The sequence below is a fragment of the Oleiphilus sp. HI0043 genome, assembly GCF_001634935.1.
The window spans coordinates 1-938 of record NZ_LWEY01000638.1; the positions used below are offsets into that span (position 1 = coordinate 1).

General features: G+C 44.6%; 1 protein-coding gene. It reads right to left on the reverse strand.

Features of this window, described 5'->3' with window-relative positions:
• Positions 1-910: efflux RND transporter permease subunit (locus A3729_RS07725; protein WP_304439701.1), on the reverse strand; the 910-nt coding region annotated here is incomplete at its 3' end.
• Between the last annotated feature and the right edge of the window lie 28 nt (positions 911-938).

The following is a 938-nucleotide window of genomic DNA, read 5'->3' on the forward strand; positions in this document are numbered from 1 at the left end:
CATATACCGAGCCCATATAGGCTTGCAAGGTATCAAAAATATCTGATATCGCTACACCATGAACTTTAGCCTTCTCTCTATCAACGTTAATTTCTATTTGCGGTACATTAACCTGAAAGAAAGAGAAAACCTGTGTTAACTCTGGCGTTTGCCAGGCTTGGCCTACAACCTTTTGTGTTTCCTGAAACAAGCGTTCATAGCCCAGGTTTGCCCTATCCTCAATCTGCAGTTTAAAGCCACCAGTAGTGCCTAAACCGATAACGGGAGGCGGAGGAAAAATAACCGTAAAGGCTTCATCTATTCCCATAAACTGCCCCCATAAGGCACCAGCAATCGCGTCAGCACTCATATCAGGTGCTTGGCGTTCGTCAAAATGCTTTAGGGTGACAAAGACAACCCCCTCATTCGAGGATACCGTGAAGCCGTTAGGTGATAACCCGGGAAAAGCGACTGATGATTCTACTCCCGGATGCTCCAGGGCGATCGCTGACATTTTCTTAATCACCGCTTCAGTGCGATCCAAGCTTGATGCATCAGGTAACTGTGCAAAGGCAATCAAGTACATTTTGTCTTGAGCAGGAACAAACCCGGTGGGAGTTGTCTTAAATTGGTGCGAGGTTAATACCATCAAGCCTGCGTAAATCAAAACAACAATCACAGAAAGCCGGATTATGACTTTCAGTAAGGAGGTGTAACCTTCAGTCAAGGCACTAAAAAATTTATTAAACGGGCCAAAAATAATCTTACCAAACAAGGCGTCAATGATACGGCTCAGTCGGTCTTTCTTTGCATCATGGGGCTTTAATAACACCGCGGCCAAAGCCGGGCTAAGAGTTAGCGAATTGAAAGTCGATATAATTGTTGAAGTAGCGATGGTTAGGGCAAATTGCTTGTAAAACTGCCCAGTCAAACCAGAGATGAAGGCTGTTGGAATAAAT